This window comes from Allobosea rubneri (assembly GCF_032464875.1).
Classification (GTDB): Bacteria; Pseudomonadota; Alphaproteobacteria; order Rhizobiales; family Beijerinckiaceae; genus Allobosea; species Allobosea rubneri.
In genome coordinates this window covers 14379-32379 of the sequence record NZ_JAWDID010000021.1, presented here as the reverse complement: position 1 = coordinate 32379, position 18001 = coordinate 14379, and the positions used below count along the sequence as shown (strand labels likewise).

15 protein-coding genes are annotated in these 18001 nt (G+C 68.0%); 9 read left to right on the top strand and 6 right to left on the bottom strand.

Going from position 1 to position 18001, the window contains the following annotated elements; translation table 11 throughout:
• Positions 1-24 precede the first annotated feature (24 nt).
• The 3 genes from RKE40_RS15000 to RKE40_RS14990 all read right to left on the bottom strand — a co-directional run bounded on the left by RKE40_RS15000 (position 25) and on the right by RKE40_RS14990 (position 4925).
• Positions 25-1929, bottom strand: a complete 1905-nt coding sequence (locus tag RKE40_RS15000) for a L,D-transpeptidase scaffold domain-containing protein (protein ID WP_316019036.1) — start codon at positions 1927-1929, stop codon at positions 25-27.
• Between the two features lie 144 nt (positions 1930-2073).
• A complete protein-coding gene (locus RKE40_RS14995; protein ID WP_316019035.1) occupies positions 2074-3564 on the bottom strand; it encodes a sigma-54-dependent transcriptional regulator in 1491 nt (496 codons plus the stop codon).
• 104 nt (positions 3565-3668) lie between these two features.
• Positions 3669-4925 (bottom strand): GGDEF domain-containing protein, encoded by a 1257-nt coding sequence (locus RKE40_RS14990; RefSeq protein WP_316019034.1) that lies wholly within the window; start codon positions 4923-4925, stop codon positions 3669-3671.
• 222 nt (positions 4926-5147) lie between these two features.
• Here RKE40_RS14990 and RKE40_RS14985 point away from each other — a divergent pair, with 222 nt between their 5' ends.
• The 6 genes from RKE40_RS14985 (at position 5148) to grxD (ending at position 11277) form a co-directional block, all read left to right on the top strand.
• On the top strand, positions 5148-7004 hold the full coding sequence (locus RKE40_RS14985) for a M3 family oligoendopeptidase (protein WP_316019033.1): 1857 nt from the start codon (positions 5148-5150) through the stop codon (positions 7002-7004).
• Positions 7005-7018: 14 nt separating this feature from the next.
• Complete coding sequence (locus RKE40_RS14980) at positions 7019-7906, top strand: methyltransferase domain-containing protein (protein ID WP_316019032.1); 888 nt, start codon at positions 7019-7021, stop codon at positions 7904-7906.
• Positions 7903-8340, top strand: a complete 438-nt coding sequence (locus tag RKE40_RS14975) for an acyl-CoA thioesterase (protein ID WP_316019031.1) — start codon at positions 7903-7905, stop codon at positions 8338-8340. The genes RKE40_RS14980 and RKE40_RS14975 overlap by 4 nt, the downstream gene beginning before the upstream one ends.
• 95 nt (positions 8341-8435) lie before the next feature.
• Positions 8436-10646 (top strand): phosphoribosylformylglycinamidine synthase subunit PurL, encoded by a 2211-nt coding sequence (purL, locus tag RKE40_RS14970; protein ID WP_316019030.1) that lies wholly within the window; start codon positions 8436-8438, stop codon positions 10644-10646.
• Positions 10647-10657: 11 nt separating this feature from the next.
• Positions 10658-10894 (top strand): BolA family protein, encoded by a 237-nt coding sequence (locus RKE40_RS14965; protein ID WP_291637664.1) that lies wholly within the window; start codon positions 10658-10660, stop codon positions 10892-10894.
• 47 nt (positions 10895-10941) lie between these two features.
• Positions 10942-11277, top strand: coding sequence for a Grx4 family monothiol glutaredoxin (grxD, locus tag RKE40_RS14960; protein WP_066477491.1), 336 nt, complete (start codon positions 10942-10944; stop codon positions 11275-11277).
• Between the two features lie 59 nt (positions 11278-11336).
• Here the strand turns inward: grxD and RKE40_RS14955 are convergent, their stop codons facing one another.
• From RKE40_RS14955 to tlpA, 3 genes are all read right to left on the bottom strand, one after another.
• Positions 11337-12296, bottom strand: coding sequence for a hypothetical protein (locus tag RKE40_RS14955; RefSeq protein WP_316019029.1), 960 nt, complete (start codon positions 12294-12296; stop codon positions 11337-11339).
• 127 nt (positions 12297-12423) lie between these two features.
• A complete protein-coding gene (locus tag RKE40_RS14950; protein WP_316019028.1) occupies positions 12424-14154 on the bottom strand; it encodes a carbamoyltransferase family protein in 1731 nt (576 codons plus the stop codon).
• A gap of 77 nt (positions 14155-14231) precedes the next feature.
• On the bottom strand, positions 14232-14858 hold the full coding sequence (tlpA, locus tag RKE40_RS14945; RefSeq protein WP_316019027.1) for a thiol:disulfide interchange protein TlpA: 627 nt from the start codon (positions 14856-14858) through the stop codon (positions 14232-14234).
• A gap of 30 nt (positions 14859-14888) precedes the next feature.
• Here tlpA and argH point away from each other — a divergent pair, with 30 nt between their 5' ends.
• The 3 genes from argH (at position 14889) to lysA (ending at position 17987) form a co-directional block, all read left to right on the top strand.
• Positions 14889-16295 carry an argininosuccinate lyase gene (argH, locus tag RKE40_RS14940; protein ID WP_316019026.1) on the top strand — a complete coding sequence of 469 codons (1407 nt, stop codon included), beginning with the start codon at positions 14889-14891 and terminating at the stop codon, positions 16293-16295.
• Positions 16296-16426: 131 nt separating this feature from the next.
• Positions 16427-16690: an LPS translocon maturation chaperone LptM gene (lptM, locus tag RKE40_RS14935; RefSeq protein WP_316019025.1), complete on the top strand. Its 264-nt coding sequence runs from the start codon at positions 16427-16429 to the stop codon at positions 16688-16690.
• A 7-nt stretch (positions 16691-16697) separates the two neighbouring features.
• Positions 16698-17987: a diaminopimelate decarboxylase gene (gene lysA, locus RKE40_RS14930; RefSeq protein WP_316019024.1), complete on the top strand. Its 1290-nt coding sequence runs from the start codon at positions 16698-16700 to the stop codon at positions 17985-17987.
• Positions 17988-18001 lie beyond the last annotated feature (14 nt).

Below are 18001 nucleotides of genomic sequence, written 5' to 3'. Positions count from 1 at the left end.
CCGTGCCGCCGCCGCAAAGCGGCCTCAGGAGAGCCGCTCCAGGGCGGTGCGGACCAGCCGGTGGAAGCCGTAGAGATCGTCATAGGTCGTGATCGCGCCGGCCTCGTTCACCACCAGCGTATTGTAGACCAGATGGATCGGCAGCGGCTGCGGCAATCTGATCGTGCGCTCGCCGGAGCCGATCAGGCGCTTGAGCCGGTCGTGCGTCCATTCCGGGCCCAGCACCAGATCGGCGAGCGCGAACGGGTTCTCGACGCGCACGCAGCCATGGCTGAGGGCGCGCTTGTTTCCCGCGAAGAGGCGCCGATTCGGCGTGTCGTGCAGATAGACCGCATGGTCGTTGGGGAACATGAACTTGATCCAGCCGAGCGCGTTGCGCTCGCCCGGCGGCTGGCGCACCGAGATCGAGTTGCCGCGGCGGGTGACGATGTAGCCGCGCTTGGCCGCATAGTCCGGATCGGCCTTGAGACCGGGCAGGAATTCCTTCTTCAGGATCGAGGGCGGCACGTACCAGGACGGGTTGACGACGACGTATTCCATCTTGTGCGAGAAGATCGGCGTCGCCGATTCCGGCTTGCCGACGATGACGCGGGTGTCGTGCACGAGCTTGCCGTCATGGACCATGCGCATCCGGAATTCCGGGACGTTGACCATGACGTGGCTGGCGCCGAGATCAGCGGGCAGCCAGCGCCAGCGCTCCATCTGCGCGACGATGTCGCTTTCCAGGCGCGCGGCCGGCGGAGAGCCGAGCGCGGCCAGCGTCTGGTTGCTGAGCACGCCGTCGGCGCGAAGGCCGGCCTGCTTCTGGAATTCGGCCAGCGCGGTCGCGGTCGAGCGGTCGAAGACCGGCTCCTCGCTGGCGCCGAGGCCGAGGCGGGCACGGACCAGCGGCACGCGCTGGTCGCGCATGCCGAGCCGCAGCGGCGGTCCGGCCGGGATGCGCACCGAAGGCACATCCTCCTTGTCGGTGCGCAGGGTGGCGAGCTTGGCCTTGAGCCGGCGATAGCCCTCGTGCTGGGGATTATAGGCGGCGAGCACCGCGCCGGGGTCGGTTGCGCCGGCGAGCTCGGAAAGGACCTCGGTTGCCGAAGGCAGGTCGAGCACCGGGGTCAGCATCTTGGAGAGCCGGCGCGGGTCGATCCGGCCGCCGCGCGCGTCGCGGGCATAGAGCACGGCGAGGGCCGAGAGCCTGACATCGGCTTCGGCGAGGCCGTCCTTGTCGCTCGCCTCGAAAGCCGGCACGGCATAGTCGGCCGGCCGCAGCCCGTCCTGGCCGGCGCGGGCGAGCTGGGCGACGAGCAGCTTGCCTGCGGCGCTCCAGCCCTTGCCGTCGATCCAGAACGGCCGGTTCTCGTTGGCGGCATAGGCCGCGATTATGTCGGCGCGCTCGCGCTGGGCCAGCCGCGGTACCGACAGGGCCTCCTCGGCGCGTTGGGCGATGCGGGCCGAAAGCTCGAGGCCGGTCGGCAGCGTGACCACCACCTCGGGCAGGGCGGGCGGAGCGATCAGCGGCTCGGTCGGGCGCGCGAGCTGCGGTTCGGCTTCGGGCGCGGGACGGGCCAGCAGCGAAGGATCGACCGGCGGCAGTTCGGGCACGGTGATGCCGAGGAAGGCGTCATCGCCATCCGGCTGCGGCGTCACCGAGATCGCCCCGGTGGTCATGCCGCGCGCGTCATGCGGGGCGGCGAGTTCCGGCTCGTCGTCGGCGCCGGGCGAGCGCAGATCGAGCACCATTTCGGGTGGGGCGGGAATGTCGAGCTGCGGCGGTGTGGCGTCACCGGCCAGGATGCGCAGGGCCGGCGCTTCCGGCGGCGGCAGATCGAGCGTCGCGGCCTCGTTCCCCGCGCCTTGCGAGAGGGCGGTGGCGACGCCCAATGCGAGGCCCAGAACGGCGGCGGAAGCTGATTCCGCCAGACGGCGAAGGCGCATGCTGATTCCCCGGATCCCTGCGGATGCACGCCGATAACTGCGTGAGCCGCCCTGCTTCGACTAGTGCCGCCCTGCAACAGCGGCGCCCATTCTCCCCGAAGCCGGCCCCTCTCGGCTCCAGAGCAAATTGTGCATATCCGCCTGTCAGGCGGCGTCAGCCCCTGCTGCGTCGCCCTCGCCCTCGATCAGCCCGTAATCCTTGAGCTTGCGGTAGAGCGTCGAGCGGCCGATGCCGAGCTTGCGCGAGATCTCGGACATGTGGCCGCGATAATGGGCGAGGGCGAATTTGATGATCTCGCGCTCGAGCTCGTCGAGGCTGCGCATGTCGGAACCGGCGACGAGATCGAGCGCGTTGGGGTCGCGCACCGGCACCTGGACGATGCGCGGTGGCGTGTCCTCGCGCGACTCGCCCGCGATCGACGGTGGCGCTGGCGGGATGCGGACGTCGAAGCCCTGCATCTGCGCGGCGATCTGCGGGAATTCGGCAATGGTCAATTCGTCGCCATCGGCAAGGACCACGGCACGGAACATCGCGTTCTCGAGCTGGCGAACATTGCCCGGCCAGTCATAGCCGCCGAGCAGGCCGAGCGCCTCGGTGCTGATGCCGCGCAGCTTCTTGCCCTCCTCGGCGGCGAAGCGGGCAAGGAAGCCATGGGCGAGGTCGGCGATGTCCTCGCGGCGCTGGCGCAGCGGCGGCAAGGTGATCGGAAAGACGTTGAGCCGGTAGTACAGGTCCTCGCGGAACTCGCCGCGCTTGACCTGGTCGAGCAGGCTCTTGTTGGTCGCCGAGACGATGCGGATATCGACGCGGACCGACTTCTTGCCGCCGACCGGGTCGACCTCGCCCTCCTGGATGGCGCGCAGGAGCTTGACCTGGGCGTCGAGCGGCAGTTCGCCGACCTCGTCGAGGAAGAGCGTGCCGCCATTGGCCTCGACGAACTTGCCGACATGGCGTTCGGTCGCGCCGGTGAAGGCACCCTTCTCGTGACCGAACAGGATCGACTCGACGAGATTATGCGGGATCGCGCCGCAATTGACCGTCACGAACGGCTTGCCGCGACGGTCGCTGGAGCCCTGGATGGCGCGGGCGAGCACCTCCTTGCCGACGCCGGATTCGCCCTCGACGAGAATCGGGATGTTCGACTTGGCGGCGCGCTCGGCGAGCTGCACGACCCGGCTCATATCCGGGCTCTTGCTGGCGAGGTCGCGGAAGCCGAGCTGGCCAGCCGAGCGCCGCTTCATGTAGCGGATCTCATGCTCCAGCGCGCCGAGCTTGAGGGCGTTCTTGAGCGAGACCTGCAGGCGTTCGGCCCCGACGGGCTTGACCACGAAGTCGACTGCGCCCGCCCGCATGGCGGAAACCACGGTCTCGATCGAGCCGTTCGCCGTCTGCACGATCACCGGTGTCGCGATGCCGCGCTCGCGCAGGGCGGCCAGCACCGCCATTCCGTCGCGGCCAGGCATGACGAGGTCGAGCACCAGGCAGTCGATATGCTGCGATTCGTCGCCGAGCAAAGCGAGCGCCTGATCGCCGCCGTCGGCGGTCAGAACCTCATAGCCGAACCGCTTGAGCATCGCGTCGAGCAGGCGGCGCTGCACGGGATCGTCATCGACGACGAGGATGGTGGCGGACATGGACCCTCGGCAGGCAGGCGAGTCAGGCGGACGCGGTGTTCCGTTTCGGGGCACTGTCGCGGAGAAGGGTTAAGCCGCGATTAAGGCGAGAGGCCGGTTCGCGTTCAGGGGCGCGTGCGGGTCCGCGCTTCCGGCGCCGTGAAAGCCCGCCGGTAGCGCCGACTATGCGAGGTGCCTCGCGGCGGTGTCTCCGGCGCGCCTTCCGCCAGGCCCGCGACCTCGACGCGGTCGCGGCCCTTGCGCTTGGCCCGGTAGAGCGCCGCGTCGGCACGCTCGATCACGGCTTCCACCTCCTCGTCGCCGACCGTCTCGGCGATGCCGATGCTGACGGTGACCGGGCCCTGCAAGGGAGCGATGGCGCGCGAGCGCCGCGCATAGCCCGCGCGGATCGCCTCAGCCACCGTGATTGCCGGTTCGAGCGGCGTCGCCGGCAGGAGGACGACGAACTCCTCGCCGCCAAGGCGGCCGAGAACGGCGCCGGTTCCCTCGACTGCCTCGCTCAGGACCTTCGCGAGTTCCTGGATGACGAGATCGCCGGTGGCATGGCCGTAGCTGTCATTGACCTGCTTGAAGGCGTCGATGTCGCAGAGCAGGAGCGCCGCCGGCTCCTGAGGATCGACCGTGGCTAGCACGGTCTCGGCCGCGCTGAAGAAGCCGCGGCGATTGCCGATCCCGGTGAGCGGATCGGTCAGCGACTGCGCGGTCGCTTCCGCCATCAGATCGCTCGTCGTCCTGAGCAGGAAGAGGACGGCCATGGCGCACCAGCTCAGCATGGCGAAGATCCGGAAGCTGACGCCCCAGAAGGCGCTGGTCACTTCTGCCTCGCTCTCGATCGGCCCTTCGAGCGCGAAGGCGAGGGCGGGGCGGGCGACGAGGGTCGCCGCCGTCAGCACGAAGACAAGCCCGGTCAGCCGGTCGATCCTGTCGCGGCCCGGGTTCCGTGCGATCGCCCGCGCGGCGATTACGAAGATCACGGCGGCTCCGAGGCTGGCGGTGGTGCCGCGCCAGAAGATGCTCGGGCTCACGAAGCCGAACCAGAGCCCGGCGAGGATCGTGGCGAGCAGGATCGGCACGGTGATGCGATCCGCCGCCCTGCCGCCGTGCAGAAGAAGCGCGCCGCGCGCCGCGAAGAAGGCGACGCCGACCAGGAAGGCGTTGGCGATCAGGGAGAACGGCGCGGCGTTCTCGATGACGAGGCGCGCAAGGCTGAGCGCGGAGCCCAGAACGGCGCAGGCATAGGCGAGCGACCAGTTGAGCACATGGCGGCGCTCCCTCTGCTTCAGCCAGAGCGAATAGAGGGTCGCACAGAGCACCGCGGCAATGACGGGCAGAATCGCGGTCAGAAGATAGGCGTGGTCCATTCCACCATTCCGCGGTGGGACGCGTGCTTGCGAGGGCCGGTCTCAGCCTTTGGGTAGTGGGAGCCCTTACGGAAAGTCAACGCGTTCGAGCCCGCGCGAATGCCCCTCATGCGCCGCGCGTGGAACGCTCTGCTTTGCGGCTGCGGCCGTGCGCGGCGTTGATCGCGACGCCTCGACCGCGCATATGGGAGGGAATGGTTTCACCAGAGAGGTGCCTTCGACATGACGACCGCTTTCGCCGGGACGACCAACGCCAATGTCGCGCGGAGCGCCGAGGCCGGCGCCTCCAAGGCCGCCACGGCGCTCGGCATCCTGCCGGAATGGGATTTGACGCATCTCTATCCGGCGATGGATTCGCCTGCCTTCGCCGCCGATCTGGAGCGGGCCCTGGCCGAGGCGCGCAGCTTTGCGGCGCTCTACCGCGGCAAGCTCGCGGCGCTGGCCGAGCGTGCCGATGCCAGCACCGTGCTGGCCGAGGCGGTCGCAGCCTATGAGAAGCTTGAGGATCTCGTCGGCAAGATCATGTCCTATGCCGGCCTGGTCTATTCCGGCGACACCACCGATCCGCAGCGCGCCAAGTTCTATGGCGACACGCAGGACAAGGTGACGGCAATCTCGACCGAGCTGCTGTTCTTCGGGCTGGAGCTCAACCGGATCGACGAAGCCGTGCTGGCCAAGGCAGCCGCGCAGGCGCCGCTCAGCCACTGGAAGCCGTGGATCGAGGACCTCGCCAAGGACAAGCCGCACCAGCTCGAGGACCGGATCGAGGAGCTGTTCCACGAGAAGTCGGTGACCGGCCACGGCGCCTGGAACCGGCTCTTCGACGAGACCATCGCCTCGCTGCGCTTCAAGGCCGGCGGCGAGGAGCTGACGCTCGAACTGACACTGAACCGGCTGCAGGATGCCGATGGGGCGGTGCGCAAGGAGGCGGCCGAGGCGCTCGGCACGGTCTTCCGCCAGCATCTGCGGACCTTCGGGCTGATCACCAACACGCTCGCCAAGGACAAGGAAATCTCCGATCGCTGGCGCAAGTTCGAGGATGTCGCCGATTCCCGGCATCTGGCGAACCGGGTCGAGCGCGACGTGGTCGATGCGCTGGTGGCGGCGGTGCGCGAGGCCTATCCGCGCCTGTCGCACCGCTACTACAAGCTGAAGGCGCGCTGGTTCGGGCGCGAGGCGCTCGACTACTGGGATCGCAACGCGCCGCTGCCCAAGGTCGAGCAGCGCACGATTCCGTGGACCGAGGCGCGCGATACCGTGCTGTCCGCCTATGGCGATTTCTCACCGGAGATGGCCGGCATCGCCCGCCGCTTCTTCGACGAGCGCTGGATCGACGCGCCGGCACGGCCCGGCAAGGCGCCGGGCGCCTTCGCCCATCCCACCGTGCCCTCCGCGCACCCCTATGTGCTGGTCAACTACCAGGGCAAGCCGCGCGACGTGATGACGCTCGCCCATGAGCTCGGCCATGGCGTGCACCAGGTGCTGGCCGGGCCGAACGGCGCCCTGATGGCGCCGACGCCGCTGACGCTGGCCGAGACGGCGAGCGTCTTCGGGGAGATGCTGACCTTCCGCAAGCTCCTGAACGAGACGGTCGACAAGAAGCAGCGCAAGGCGATGCTCGCCGCCAAGGTCGAGGACATGATCAACACGGTCGTGCGCCAGATCGCCTTCTACTCCTTCGAGCGCAAGGTCCACGAAGCCCGCCGCTCGGGCGAGCTGACGGCGGAAAACCTCTGCGAGCTGTGGATGAGCGTGCAGTCGGAGAGCCTGGGGCCCGCGATCAAGCTCGGGCCGGGCTACGAGACCTTCTGGGCCTATATCCCGCACTTCATCCACTCGCCCTTCTACGTCTACGCCTATGCCTTCGGCGATTGCCTGGTGAACTCGCTCTACGGCGTCTACCAGAACTCGGCCGAGGGCTTTCAGCAGCGCTATTTCGCGCTGCTCTCGGCCGGCGGCACCAAGCATCATTCCGAGCTGCTGAAGCCCTTCGGCCTCGATGCGCGCGACCCGGCCTTCTGGCAGATCGGCCTCAACATGATCGAGGGGCTGATCATCGAGCTCGAGGGCATGGAATAGCGAAAGGAGCGCGCGTGAGCTCTCTGGTCTTCGACCGCGCGCTCTATCGGCGCCGCCTCGCGGCGGCGCTCGCGGCCGGCTATCCCGATTTCCTGCTGGCGCGCTGCGCCGCCGATCTCGACGAGCGGCTGTCGGCGGTGCTGCGGCGTTTCGAGGTCGCAGCCGATCTCGGCTCGGCCCTGCCGCTGGCGGCGCCGGTCCTGCGGCAGAAGGCCGAAAGCCTTTTGCGGCTGGCGGAGGCGCCCGATGCCGGCGCCGACATCGTCGGCGATCTCGAGGCGCTGCCCTTCGCGGCTGCCTCGCTCGACCTGACCGCCTCGCTGCTCGCCCTGCATGCGGTCAACGATTTGCCGGGAGCGTTGCTTCAGATCAGGCGCAGCCTTCGGCCGGACGGGCTGTTCATCGGCTGCCTGCTCGCCGGGCAGAGCCTGACCGAATTGCGCCAGGCTCTGCTTGCCGCGGAGGTCGAGGTCAGCGGCGGGGCGAGCCCGCGGGTCGCGCCCTTCGCAGACCTGCGCGATCTCGGCAGCCTGCTGCAGCGGGCGGGCTTCGCCCTGCCGGTCGTCGACAGCGAGCTCGTCACCGTGCGCTATGGCGACCTGTTCGGCCTGCTGCGCGACTTGCGCGCCATGGGCTGGGCCAATGCGCTGCTGGAACGGAGCCGCAAGCCGCTGCGGCGCGCGGTGCTGCTGCGGGCCGCCGAACTCTACGCCGAGCGCTTTTCCGACGCGGATGGCAGGCTGCGCGCGAGTTTCGAGATCGTCTGGCTTTCGGGCTGGGCGCCGCATGAGAGCCAGCAGAAGCCGCTCCGGCCGGGTTCGGCCAAGGCGCGGCTGGCGGATGCGCTCGGCGTGACGGAAGTCGGCGCCGGCGAGAAGCCGGGTGGCGAGGGGGAGCGATGAGCGACAAGCCGGTGCGGCTGGGGCGGGCCGATTTCCGCCTGTTCCGGCAGATCCCGACGCGCTGGGCCGACAACGACGTCTTCGGCCACGTCAACAATGTCGTCTACTACAACTGGTTCGACACGGTGGTGAACGCCTGGCTGATCGAGCAGGGCTTTCTCGACGTGAAGGAGAGCGATGTCGTCGGCTTGGTGGTCGGCACGCGCTGCGACTATTTCGAGAGCGTCGCCTTTCCCGAGACGGTCGAGGGCGCGCTCGCGGTCGAGCGGCTTGGGCGCTCCTCGGTGACCTACCGCATCGGGATTTTCCGGCAGGGCGGGGAACTGACGGCGGCACAGGGCCTGTTCACCCACGTCTATGTCGAGCGCGGCCCGCAGACGCCGGTTCCGATCCCGGAGAAGCTGCGCGCGGCGATGAGCGGGCTCAGGATCTGAAAACCGGGCTGTAAAAGTTGTTTCTCCGCCGGCTTCGGGCTATGCCCCGCCCTCAATGAGCGCTCCGCTCGCCCCGTCCGTCAGGAACAGGCCGCGTGATTCCCAACGACATCAAGATCACCCCCCAGCTGGTCGCCGAGCACGGGCTCAAGCCCGACGAGTACCAGCGCTTCCTGCACCTGATCGGGCGCGAGCCGACGATCACGGAGCTCGGCATCGTCTCGGCGATGTGGAACGAGCACTGCTCGTACAAATCCTCGAAGATCCATCTGAAGACGCTGCCGACCAAGGCGCCCTGGGTGATCCAGGGCCCGGGCGAGAATGCCGGCGTGATCGACATCGGCGACGGGCTCGCCGTGGTCTTCAAGATGGAGAGCCACAACCACCCGTCCTTCATCGAGCCCTATCAGGGCGCGACCACCGGCGTTGGCGGCATCCTGCGCGACGTCTTCACCATGGGCGCGCGCCCGATCGCGGTGCTCGACGCGCTTCGTTTCGGTGACCCGAGCCATCCCAAGACGCGCCATCTGGTCTCCGGCGTCGTCGCCGGCATCGGTGGCTACGGCAATTCCTTCGGCGTGCCGAATGTCGGCGGCGCCACCGGCTTCCACCGCCGCTATGACGGCAACATCCTGGTCAACGCCATGGCGGTCGGCCTCGCCCGCGCCGACGAGATCTTCTACGCCAAGGCCTCCGGCGTCGGTAAGGCGATCGTCTATCTTGGCTCCAAGACCGGCCGCGACGGCATCCATGGCGCGACCATGGCCTCGGCCGCCTTCGACGAGGGGGCTGAGGAGAAACGGCCGACCGTGCAGGTCGGCGACCCCTTCGCCGAGAAGCTGCTGCTCGAGGCCTGCCTCGAGATCATGGCCGCCGGCCATGTCGACGCGATCCAGGACATGGGCGCCGCCGGCCTGACCTGCTCGGCCGTCGAGATGGGCGCCAAGGGCGATCTCGGCGTCGAGCTCGATCTCAACGCGGTGCCTTGCCGCGAAGCGCAGATGAGCGCCTATGAGATGATGCTCTCGGAGAGCCAGGAGCGCATGCTCATGGTGATCAAGCCGGGCCATGAGGAGCCGGCCGAGGCGATCTTCCGCAAATGGGGTCTCGACTTCGCGGTCGTCGGCAAGACCACCGACACGCTGCGTTTCGTCGTCAAGCATGACGGCGAGACGATGGCCGACCTGCCGATCAAGGAACTTGGGGACGAGGCCCCCGAATACGACCGGCCCTGGGTCGAGACGCCGAAGCGGCCGGTGATCGATGCCGCCAGCGTGACGCCGCCGATGTCGAACGCCGAGGCGCTGCTCGCGCTGGTCGGCTCGCCCGATCTCTCCTCGAAGCGCTGGATCTACGAGCAGTACGACACGCTGATCCTCGGCAATTCGGCGGTGACGCCGGGTGGCGATGCCGGCATCGTCCGCATCGAGGACGGGCCGAAGGGCCTCGCCATGACCGCCGACGTGACGCCGCGTTATTGCGAAGCCGATCCGTTCGAGGGCGGCAAGCAGGCGGTGGCCGAGGCCTGGCGCAACCTGACCGCGGTCGGCGCCCTCCCGCTCGCCATCACCGACAACCTCAATTTCGGCAACCCGGAGCGGCCGGAAGTGATGGGCCAGCTCGTCGGCTGCATCCGTGGCATCGGCGAAGCCTGCAGGGCACTCGACTTCCCGGTCGTTTCCGGCAACGTCTCGCTCTACAACGAGACCAACGGCGTCTCGATCCTGCCGACCCCGACCATCGGCGGCGTCGGTGTGCTTGCCGATGTGACGAAACACGCGACCGTCGGCTTCAAGGCCGAGGGCGAGGCGATCGTCCTGATCGGCGAAACCAGGGGCTGGCTCGGCCAGAGCGCCTATCTCGCGACGGTCTGCGGCCGCGAGGAGGGCGCGCCGCCGCCGGTCGATCTCGCGGTCGAGCGTCGCAATGGCGAATTCGTGCGCACGCTGATCACCGCAGGGCGTCTCAGCGCCTGCCATGATCTTTCGGATGGTGGCCTTGCGGTCGCGCTCGCGGAGATGGCGATGGCGAAGGGCATCGGTGCCGCCATCGCGGCTCTGCCGGCCGGGCCGGCTCATGCCGTGCTGTTCGGCGAGGACCAGGGCCGCTATCTGCTGGCGCTGCCGGCCGATGCCGCCGAAGCGGTCGTCGCCGAAGCGAAGGCGGCGGGCGTGCCGGCGCAGATCATCGGCAAGACGGGTGGCAGCGTGCTTGCCCTGCCGGGCGAGGCTGCCGTCTCGATCGCTGACCTGCGCAAGACCCATGAGAGCTGGCTGCCGGACTACATGGCCGGCAAGGCCGCCTGAGGAGATCAGCCATGGCGATGGACGCCCACGAAATCGAAAACATGATCAAGGCGGCGCTGCCCGATGCGGTGGTCGAGATCAAGGACCTAGCCGGCGACGGCGACCACTACGCCGCGACGGTGACTTCGGCCGCCTTCAAGGGCAAGAGCCGGGTGCAGCAGCACCAGATGGTCTATGCCGCGCTGCAAGGCCGCATGGGAGGCGTGCTGCATGCCCTTGCGCTGACGACGGCGGTTCCCCAGAATTAGAACGAATGCATCCAGCGGGCCTTGAACCCGCCCCAGGAGATCAGGACATGACCGACATCAATGCCCGCATCGACGCCGAGGTGAAGTCCAGCGACGTCGTGCTCTTCATGAAGGGCACGCCGCAGTTCCCGATGTGCGGCTTCTCGGGCCAGGTCGCCCAGATCCTCGGCTATCTCGGCGTGCCCTATAAGGGCGTCAACGTGCTCGAGGATCAGGAGATCCGCGAGGGTATCAAGGCCTATTCGAACTGGCCGACGATCCCGCAGCTCTACGTCAAGGGCGAGTTCATCGGCGGCTGCGACATCACCCGCGAGATGTTCCAGGCCGGCGAATTGCAGGCGCTGCTGGAAGAGAAGGGCATCGCCGTCAAGCAGGCGAGCTGAACTTCATCCGTTTCAAGAAAAGGCCCGCGGCGCCAGCGCCGCGGGCCTTTTCGTTTGGGCTACTTCGCTGGCTTGAAGGCAATGCTTCCGGCAATCTTGGCGATGCCGGGCTTCAGGCCGTCGAACTGGTCGGCATCGGCGATGGCGATCAGGCGCACGAAGCGGCCATCGGGGCCGACCGCCAGATATTGCTCGAAGCGCTTGCCGGCGCCGTCGTCGCCGGCGAGCAGATAGCCTTCGGTGCCGGCGAAGGGTCGCTTCTCGCGCGTTGAGATCGTCAGGTCGCCGAAGCCGCGGGTCTGCCTCAGCAGCGTTTCCGACAATTGCTCGATGGTAAGGCCCTGAGTGGCGGCGAGCTGCCCCGCCACGATCAGGATCGGCTGCTTGCCGGAAGGATCGGCATTCAGCGGCCCGACGGTCATCAGGATGCCGGAACCGCCGAGCGTGTCCACGACCCGGAAGGGTTCGGCGGCCGCGACGGCGAAGGGCAGGGCGCCGATCTTGTCGGCCATGCTAGGCTCGCTGCCGAGGCTGATCGATTTCAGCAGGGTCTCGGCATCGTCGCCGTCGAAATCGGCGTCCTCAGGCGACTGAATGGTGACCAGGACGGTCTTGACGCCCTTCAGCAAGGCGATCCATTTGGCGAAGGTCACACCATTGGCCTTCTGGGTGCCGCTGAGCAGCGGCACCTTGCCGGCCGATGTCTCGACCTCGTCGCGATCTTCGAGCTCCACGCCCTGGCGGGCGAAATTGGCCTTGGCCGATTCGAGATTGGCGAAGAGCGCACTGAGCTGGGCATGCGCTTCCGCCGGCATCTCGACGATGACGATCGAGGCCTTGGTCTTCTCGTTCTGGAGGCCGGCAAAGCCGCTGGCCACGGTGAAGCCCTCGGGCGCGACCAGCGAAACCGTGGTGCCGGGGACGGTCTGTTTCTGTTGCGCGAAAGCAGGGACCGCGAAGGCCACGAAGAGTGCGAAAGCGCCGGTGAGGATGGCGTGCCGTGTCGAAGTCGAGCGCATTGTGTCCCCTTCCGAAAGGCCGAAGCAGGTGGGCGGCCCGGTCGGTCCGTTCTGCCCTAGATACGGGCCAGCCTAGGGCGACTTTGTGACGCGAGGTTCGGCAGTGCTGCCTGCGGGTTACGCCGGCTCACTTCACCAGGAGCCAATCGTCGACGACCAGTGCGTCGAGCCCCGAGGTGTAGAACATCAGGATCGCATCCTCGCTCGTATGCAGGATCGGCTTGCCCATGATGTTGAAGGAGGTGTTGAGGATCACCGGCACGCCGGTGAGATCGTGGAAGGCCGAGATCAGCGCGTGATAGCGCGGATTGCGCTCTGCCGTGACGCTCTGCAGCCGGCCGGTGCCGTCCTCGTGGACGACGGCCGGGACGCGCCCGCGCACGGTTTCCTTCCAGCTCAGGGTGCGCTCCATATAGGGCGAGTCCTGATAGTCCTCGAACCAGTCGGGGCCGTGCTCGGCCAGGATCGAGGGGGCGAAGGGCCGGAAGGCCTCGCGGTACTTCACCTTGGCGTTGAGCAGGTCCTTCGCGTTCGCCGGGCGCGGATCGGCGAGGATCGAGCGGTTGCCGAGCGCGCGCGGGCCGAATTCGGCGCGTCCCTGGACCCAGCCGACGAGCTTGCCTTCGGCGAGCAGCTTTGCGGTCGCGGGCGCGATCGCTTCGGGCTCGAGCTTGCGCAGGCGCGGCTCCCAGGCGGCCATCCGCTCGAAAGGCTCGGTCGAGACGGCCGAGCCGAGATAAGGGCTCAGCGGTCCCAATGGGGGGCGCCAGCCGGGATTGGCCTCGGCATAGGCGAGCCAGGCGGCGCCGAGCGCATTGCCGTCATCGGCCGGGGCCGAGGGCACGTGGACGCGGGCGAAGCCGTGGCGGCCGGCGATCTTGCCGTTAAAGGAGGAGTTGAGTGCGCAGCCGCCGGCGAGGACGAGGTTCTCGGAAGGGCAGAGTGCCGCGGTCTCGGCGAGCAGCGCCGCCATCATCTCGGCGAAGACGTCCTGGCCGCAGCGGGCGAGGTCGGCCCAGCCCTGGTCGAGCGCATCGGCCGGGCGGCGGGCGAGGATCTCGGCGCCGACCTCCCGAACCGTCGCGGCATCGGCGAAGGAGAGCTTTGTGCCTTCGATCCGGTAGAGCCGGCGCAGCAGCGCCAGCAATTCCGGGTCCTGCCGGCCATAGGGGGCGAGCCCCATGATCTTCCATTCCTCGCCCTTGGCCTGGTCGAAGCCGGCAAGATCGGTGACGAAGCCGAAATAGAAGCCGATCGAGGCGCGCCCGCTATGGCGCTTGAGCTCGGTGATCTCACCGTCCCTGAGCGCGAAGATCGCCGAAGCGCCGGTCTCGCCCATGCCGTCGACCACAAGGCAGGCGGCGTCGCGGAAGGGCGAGGACCAGCAGGCATAGGCGGCATGGCTGAGATGGTGGCCATGGCGCGAGAGGCCGGTGATCCTGGCCTCGCCGAAGGCGCGATCGAGCCCGATCAGCGTGCCGAGGCCGGCGCGCTGCTGGGCCAGATGCAGCGAGGCAATGAAGGCGCGCTCGGAGCGCTCCTGCACCATCGAGCGGTTGAATTCCGGCGAGAGCTTGAGCAGGGCATCGAGCGTGAAGGCGCCGCTGCGGTCCATCTGCGCCAGGAAGTCGGTGAACTCGGCGCCCCAGCTGGTGGCGAGGCGGAGCTCCGCGCCGCGGGGAATGTAGCGCCTGAGCAGCGATTCCATCCGCGCCGTGGTGTCCGGCTCGCAATTGGGCGCGCGCTTGTACTGGAGATAGCGCTCGGCGGCTTCCGCGAAGAGAACCTCGCCATCCGGGCCGACAATGGCGATGGCGGGGTCATGGAAGGTGGTAGCGAGGCCGATCGTGTAGGTCATGCCGACGGGTTTATGGAGCACCGGGCCGGCAGAGGCAATGTTGGGACAATGTTGGGACCGGTCAGGCCCCGCGGGCCTCAGCGGCCGAGCGCCGTCCGGATCAGGGCCAGGGCGTCCGGGCCGGCCCATTCGGCGGGCCCCTGCAATGTCGCGAGCTCGCAGCCCTGCGGATCGACCAGCAGGCTCACCGGCATGCCCTCCGCCTTCTTGGCGGCGCGCAGGTCCTGGAAGACCTTGGCCTCGGGGTCGGCGTAGTAGCTGAGGCCGACAACATCCTTCTTCGCCAGCCATTCCTTGGGCTTGTCGAGGTTGCGGGTGTCGATGTTGACGGTGACGACCTCGAAATCCGGGCCGCCGAGCGTCTTCTGGAGCTTCGCCAGCGCCGGCATCTCGAGCAGGCAGGGCGGGCACCAGGTCGCCCAGAGATTGACCAGCACGGTGCGCCCGCGCATGGCCGAGAGGCTCGTCGGCTTGCCATCGGGGCCGTTGAAGGCGAGGTCCGGCACCGGCGCCGACCGTTGCGGCACCTGGATGCCGGCGACTTCGCCCTTCACCAGCGGCCGCAGCTGCGCGAGCTTCGTCGTCGCGGCGCTGCAAGTGGAATTGCCGGCTCCGCCCTGCCCGGAGTAGAAGGCGGCCACGCCGCCGAGCGCGACCAGAACCAGCGCGCCGAGGGCCACCGCCATTTTCGAACGAGACGTCATCGTGCGTCCTCAAGAGCAGGAAAGATCGCCGTGAGCAACCGCATGTGGGGTGGGCGTTTCGCCACAGGTCCAGACGCCATCATGGAGGAGATCAACGCCTCCATCGATTTCGACCAGCGCCTGTGGCGTCAGGACATCAGGGGCTCGCTCGCGCACGCGGCCATGCTGGCCGCGACCGGGATCCTGACGCAGGACGACGTGGACGTCATCGCCAAGGGACTCAAGGGCATCGAGGCCGAGATCGAGGCCGGACGCTTCACGTTCTCGCGCGCGCTCGAGGACATCCACATGAACATCGAAGGCAATCTGCGCGAGCAGATCGGCCTTGCCGCCGGGCGCCTGCACACCGCCCGCTCGCGCAACGACCAGGTCGCGACCGATATGCGGCTTTGGGTGCGCGACGCGCTCGACCAGCTCGACGAGCAGGTCGCCGATCTCCAGCTCGCCCTCGCCGAGAAGGCCGAGATCTATGCGGGGGCGGTGATGCCGGGCTTCACCCATCTGCAATCGGCGCAGCCGGTCACCTTCGGCCATCACCTGCTCGCCTATGTCGAGATGCTGGCGCGCGATCGCAGCCGGCTCAAGGATGCCCGCGAGCGGATGAACGAATGTCCGCTCGGTGCTGCCGCACTCGCCGGCACCTCCTTCCCGATCGATCGTCACATGACGGCAGAGGCGCTCGGCTTCGCGCGCCCGACAGCGAATTCGCTCGATTCGGTCTCGGATCGCGATTTCGTGCTGGAGACGCTGTCCGCCGCCTCGATCTGTGCGATGCATCTGTCGCGCTTCGCCGAGGAGATCGTGCTCTGGGCGACGCCGCAATTCGGCTTCGTCAAGCTCTCCGACAAGTTCTCGACCGGCTCCTCGATCATGCCGCAGAAGCGCAATCCGGACGCCGCGGAGCTGGTGCGCGGCAAGGCGGGGCGCATCTTTGGCTCGCTCCAGGGCCTGCTGACCATGATGAAGGGCCTGCCGCTGACCTATTCCAAGGACATGCAGGAGGACAAGGAAGGCACGTTCGACGCGGTGCAGACCCTGTCGCTCTGTCTTGCCGCGACCGCCGGCATGGTCCGCGACATGCAGCCCGACCTCAAGGTGATGAAGAAGGCGGCGGGCCTCGGCTACGCGACCGCGACCGACCTCGCCGACTGGCTGGTGCGGGTGCTGAAGATGCCGTTCCGCGACGCGCACCACGTCACCGGGCGTCTCGTCGGGGTCGCCTCGGCCAAGGGCGTCGGGCTGGAGAAGCTCTCGCTGGCGGAGATGCAGGAGGTCGAGCCGACGATCACCGATGCGGTCTTCGCGGTGCTCGGCGTCGAGCAGTCGGTGAAGAGCCGGGTCAGCTATGGCGGCACCGCTCCCGCCAATGTGAAGCGCCAGGCCAAGCGCTGGCTGAAGCAGCTGGCGAAGGACGGAGCCCGTCCTGCCCGGGCTTGACCTGAGCCTCACTTGAAGGGGATTCTCGGGCCGGTGCTTCGCTGCGCCCGAGAATGACGCCCCACGAGCCTCGCAAGCCGCGGCGCCATTCGCTACACTGCCGTTCGAACACCGTCCGAGGATTTTCTTTCGTGCCGCATTCCCGCCTGAAACTCGGCCGTGCCGTTCTGCTGGCCAGCCTGCTCGGACTTGCGCTTTCAGCCTGCGGCCGCAAGGGCCCGCTCGAGCCGCCTCCGAACGCCAAGAACGCCATCGCCCTGCCGGACAAGCAGATTGGCGCCGTCGAGAACACACCGCCGACCGCCATGGACGCCTCGCCGCTCGGCAAGCCGGCGAAGACGAACAAGGTGATCCAGGTTCCCGAATCCTCCTTCGTGCTCGACCCCCTGCTCTGAGCTGACGATGCATCACTTCGCCTATCGCGACGGCGCGCTCTTCGCCGAGGATGTCGACCTGCGCGAGATCGCGGAGAAGGTCGGGACCCCCGTCTATGTCTATTCCTCGGCGACGATTGAGCGGCATTACCGGCTCTACGAGCAGGCCATGGCGTCGATCACGCCTGGCCGGAAGCCGCATGTCTTCTACGCCATGAAGGCGAACAGCAATCTCGGCGTGCTGAAGACGTTGGCGGCGCTGGGGGCAGGGGCGGATACCGTTTCCGAGGGCGAGATCCGCAAGGCGCTGGCGGCCGGCTTTCCGCCGGAGCGCATCGTCTTCTCCGGCGTCGGCAAGAGCGAGGGCGAGCTTGCCTTCGCAGTCGAGGCCGGGATCTACCAGGTCAATATCGAGAGCGAGAGCGAACTCGATCTCTTGTCCCGCGTCGGCGAGCGGCTCGGCCGCCGCCAGGAGGCGGTGTTCCGCGTCAACCCGGATATCGGGGCCGGCGGTCACGCCAAGATCACGACGGGCTCCTCGGCCAACAAGTTCGGCGTCTCCTTCGAGGATGTGCACCGGCTCTATGCCCGCGCGGCCAACATGGCCGGCGTCAGGATCATGGGGCTCGCCGTGCATATCGGCAGCCAGATCCGCGAGACCGGCGCCTTCGAGGCCGCCTACGCCAAGATGCGCGACCTCGTCCTGGCGCTGCGCGAGGAGGGGCACCGGGTCGACCGGCTCGATCTCGGCGGCGGGCTCGGCATTCCCTATGAAGTCCCGCGGGATTTCGATCATGGCCCCGGCCTGATCGAAGCCTATGCCGGCATGGTCGGGAAGCTGACGGCGGGGCTCGATGTCGAGCTCGGCTTCGAGCCGGGCCGATTGATCGTCGGCAATGCCGGCATCCTGCTGACCAGGGTGCTGCACCTCAATCCGCGCCCGACCAAGCAGTTCCTCGTCGTCGACGCGGCGATGAACGACCTGATGCGGCCGGCGATGTACGAGGCCTATCACGAGATCTGGCCGGTCGCCGAGCCGGCGCCGGGCACCGCTGCGGTCGCCTATGACGTGGTCGGGCCGATCTGCGAATCAGGCGACACCTTCACCACCGGGCGCGAACTGCCGCAGCAGAAGCCCGGTGACCTGATCGCCTTCATGACCGCCGGAGCCTATGGCGCCAGCATGTCCTCGACCTACAACCAGCGCCTGCTGGTCGCCGAGGTGCTGGTGAAGGGCGATCAGTTCGCGGTGACGCGGCCAAGGCAGAGCTATGAGGAGCTGATCGGCACCGATCGGTCCCCGCCCTGGCTCTCCTGACGCAGCTTCACGAT